The sequence below is a fragment of the Peptoniphilus sp. genome (assembly GCF_034090345.1).
Lineage (GTDB): Bacteria > Bacillota > Clostridia > Tissierellales > Peptoniphilaceae > Peptoniphilus.
Genome location: NZ_JAXDSS010000063.1, coordinates 1 through 3,776 on the forward strand (window position 1 = coordinate 1; position 3,776 = coordinate 3,776).

Annotated in this window: 5 protein-coding genes; 1 reads left to right on the forward strand and 4 read right to left on the reverse strand. The window is 34.7% G+C overall.

Going from position 1 to position 3,776, the window contains the following annotated elements; translation table 11 throughout:
- The 3 genes from SOR77_RS05365 to SOR77_RS05375 all read right to left on the reverse strand — a co-directional run.
- Nucleotides 1-781: metal ABC transporter permease (locus SOR77_RS05365; protein ID WP_320636142.1), on the reverse strand; the 781-nt coding region annotated here is incomplete at its 3' end.
- On the reverse strand, nt 768-1,418 hold the full coding sequence (locus SOR77_RS05370; RefSeq protein ID WP_320636143.1) for a metal ABC transporter ATP-binding protein: 651 nt from the start codon (nt 1,416-1,418) through the stop codon (nt 768-770). The genes SOR77_RS05370 and SOR77_RS05365, both read right to left, overlap by 14 nt.
- On the reverse strand, nt 1,415-2,431 hold the full coding sequence (locus tag SOR77_RS05375; RefSeq protein ID WP_320636144.1) for a metal ABC transporter solute-binding protein, Zn/Mn family: 1,017 nt from the start codon (nt 2,429-2,431) through the stop codon (nt 1,415-1,417). The genes SOR77_RS05370 and SOR77_RS05375 overlap by 4 nt, the downstream gene beginning before the upstream one ends.
- Before the next feature lie 117 nt (nt 2,432-2,548).
- Between SOR77_RS05375 and SOR77_RS05380 the strand changes: the two genes are divergently transcribed.
- Nucleotides 2,549-2,944, forward strand: a complete 396-nt coding sequence (locus SOR77_RS05380) for a Fur family transcriptional regulator (RefSeq protein WP_320636145.1) — start codon at nt 2,549-2,551, stop codon at nt 2,942-2,944.
- A gap of 36 nt (nt 2,945-2,980) precedes the next feature.
- On the opposite strand, the gene SOR77_RS05385 is transcribed toward SOR77_RS05380, so the two are convergent.
- Nucleotides 2,981-3,776, reverse strand: a 796-nt coding sequence (locus SOR77_RS05385; protein WP_320636146.1) for an aldehyde dehydrogenase family protein, incomplete at its 5' end; no start/stop codon positions are given.

Genomic DNA, 3,776 nt, shown 5'->3' on the forward strand with positions numbered 1-3,776 from the left:
ATATTAAAAGAATTAGTATCAAAGTAAACACTCCAATTAAAACTATAGTTCCACCAGGTTTTAACCCTAGATAAAATGAAAGAATGAGTCCACTCATCGTAAATATTAGTCCAAAAACAGATGATAATATCAATGTTTTAAAATATCCCATTCTAAATTTCATTGCACAAGCCACGGGAATTACCATTAGAGAAGAAATTATAAGTATTCCCACAGTTCTTGCCGAAACTGAAATTGTTATAGCAATTAGCATCATAAAAATTGTATTTACCAATCCCACATTTATTCCGGATAGCCTTGCGCTTGTCTCGTCAAACGAAATGTGCATCAAATCTTTATAAAAGTATAAAAAAGTTAAAAACACAGCAATACCAACGCCCAAAATAAGTGCGAATTCATCATTTGGTATAGCTATTATGCTTCCAAATAAAAAGCCTTCAAAATTTGCTGACCTCGTCAAAAATCCTGATAATATTGACGATAGACCAATCCCCGTAGACATTATTATTGCCGTAGAAATTTCCTGATAACTTGGAAATCTCTTGCGAATAAATTCCATTAATAGCGCCGCCATAACACATACTATGAGCGCACCTAAAATCATATTCATTCCAAGCACAAATCCCATCAATACCCCTGCTAAAGATACGTGAGAAAGTGCATCTCCTATCATAGATATCTTTTTATTTACTACCACTATTCCCATAAATGGTATTATTATTGACACTATAAATCCGACTATCAAAGCCCGAATCATGTAGCTATACTCAAATATCTCCATCTATTATCCTCACTTGACCATCTTCTACCATGTACACTCTGTCTAAATATTCTCTAACAAGGTCTAACTCATGTGTAATTATCAAAATAGTTATCCCATGAGCTCGATTGATATGGTGCAATAATTTATATAAGTTGCCTTTAGTCTTGTGGTCTATACCGTTTGTCGGTTCATCCAAAATCAAAAACTTAGGGTAGGCTATCAACGCCTTTGCTATTAAAACTCTCTGTCTTTGACCGCCTGAGAGTTCAGAATATAAATCGTCTATCTTATCATCTATGCCAACAAGTTTTAAAGTTTCTTCTATTCTTTCATTTTCTGCTCGACTAAGTCTTCCACGTCTCTTCAATGGCAACGACAGTAACTCTCTCACAGTAATTGGAAAATTATAACTTGACCCAACTCCCAACTGTGGAACATAGCCTATATCTTTAAATCCATTTTCCAAATTAAATTTTACAGTTCCACAGTTAGGTTTTAATTCCCCTAATATAAGTTTTATAAAAGTAGTTTTTCCCGCTCCATTAGAACCAACGAGGGCGATAAATTCGCCCCCGTCAATTGTTAAGCCTATATTTTTTAAAACTTTTTCTCTATTATATCCAAAATCTAAATTTTTTATTTCAAGTAATTTCAACTCAAAGCCTCAACTAATTTATCAAGATTTGCTCTCATAACTGAAACATACTCATCACCATTTTTAACCTCTTCTTCAGAAAGTCCTTCAAGTGGGTTTAATCTTACAGTTTTAGCGCCTGTTTCTGAGGAAATTGTATCAGCTATCTTAGTATCTAGCAATTCTTCTGTAAAAATTGTCTTTATATTCTTTTCCTTTACAAGTTGAATAATTTCTTTCATTGTCTTTGCATCAGGTTCAGTTTCAGCTTCAATGCCTGTAATACCTATTTGCTCTAAGCCATAGTCAGCTACAAGGTAACCATAAGCTTCATGAGAAACTACTATTGTCTTATTAGGAACTGTTGCAAGTTTAGCTTTATATTCTTCATCTACTTTCTTAAATTCTTCTGAATACTTAGCTAAATTTTCTTTGTAATATTCAGTATTTTCAGGATCAGCTTCAGAAAGTGCCATAGTTATATTTTCAAGCTCTTTTATTGCTCTTGTAGGAGATAACCATACGTGTGGGTCATAAGCTCCATGGTCATGTTCATGATCATGGTCATGCTCATGTTCTGTCACTTCATTATGGTTGTGGTTTTCATGGTTGTGTTCTGCCGCTTCGTGGTCGTGTTCATGGTCATGGTTGTGAGTATTTGCTATAAGTTCAACACCCTTAGATGCTTCTACGAATTTCAAATTTTTGTTTTGAACAGATTCAGTTACCTTTTCAACCCAAGATTCAAGACCTGCTCCTGAATATACAAACATGTCAGCAGATTCAAGATCCTTTAATAATTTTTGGTCAGGTTCCCATCCGTGAGGTTCTTCCCCATTTGGTATAACTGAAATAAGTTCTATCTTATCTCCACCAATTTTATCTACAAAGTCATATACCGGATATACAGATGCATAAACTTTAAGCTTTTCCTGTGAATCTACTACTTCGCTTTTTTCTGTAGCATTTTTATTGCCGCAAGCTGCCAACAATAAAAGCGTAAATGTCATTATTAACAAACTAATTTTTTTCATTTCTTCCTCCTAAAATTAATTCCTATTCTTAATAAGATATACCCAAATTTATTTAAATTAAAATAAAATACTATTTCTCTTTTTAAAATGTTATACTAAATAAATGGAGGTTATATTATGGAAGAGTTATTGATTGAAAATGGTCTCAGAGCTACAAAAGCACGTATGGAAGTTTTAAATGTTCTAAAATCAAATTCCATGCCGCTTTCTGCAGACGAATTAATTCTAAAAATCAATAGAGAAGTGGTCTCTGGTTCAAGTGTTTATCGCATTTTAAGTGAACTTGAAAAAGCAAGTATCCTAAAAAAAACACTTAGACAAAACGGGCTACACTACTATACAATTTATGACTCACATGAACACTATATAGTATGCTCTAATTGCGGAAAAATAGTTCCCATTACACATTGTCCGATCTCTCCTTATGAGGAAGGCATCGCACAGAATACTGGATTTAAGGTTACCGGACACATACTTGAATTACAGGGAATCTGTTCTGATTGCCAAGGCTAAAAATAAGCTCATGAGTTTTATCTCATGAGCCTGTTTTTATTTTAAATACATTCCTGCCGGAGTAGCACTTAGGTTAATCAATATATTTTTCATTTGAGTGTAGTGGTCTAAGATAACCTTGTGAGTTTCACGTCCTATTCCGGACTCTTTATACCCACCAAATGGTGCACCTGCTGGGAATGTGTTATATGTGTTAACCCATACCCTACCAGTTCTTATTCCTGTTGCAACTCTAATTGCCTTGTTTATATCCTTAGTGAATACTCCTCCCCCAAGTCCATAGTCTGAATCATTCGCCATTCTAATTAAATCTTCTTCATCTTTAAACTTTATGATTACTCCAACCGGTCCAAAAATTTCTTCTCTGGCAACTCTCATTTCATTTGTAACCTCACCAAGTAAAGTAGGTTCCATGAAAACTCCATCGCCTTCTATTTTATTTCCACCAGTTAAAATTTTCGCGCCTTCTTTTTGACCTATTTCAACATAGTCTAAAATCTTTCTAAGTTGACCCGGGCTTGCTTGAGCTCCCATTTGTGTTTCAGGATCAAGTGGGTCTCCAACTTTAACTTTTTTAAATGCTTCAACAACTTTTTCTACAAACTCATCATAGAAACTTTCTTGTACGAAAATTCTTGAACCTGCTGAACAAACTTGTCCTTGGTTAAATAAAATTCCAAGTTGAACTCCTTCAAGTGCAACATCCATATCAGCATCTTCAAAGAATATATTGGCACTCTTACCACCCAACTCAAGAGTTGCCGGGATAATTCTCTCTGCCGCTGCAATTCCAATTCCCCTACCAACTTCTGTAGAGCCTGTGAATGCAAGC

Coding starts and splice junctions, on each gene's coding strand:
- SOR77_RS05375 (WP_320636144.1), bottom strand. CDS start 2,431: ATGAAAAAAATTAGTTTGTTAATAATGACATTTACGCTTTTATTGTTG.
- SOR77_RS05380 (WP_320636145.1), top strand. CDS start 2,549: ATGGAAGAGTTATTGATTGAAAATGGTCTCAGAGCTACAAAAGCACGT.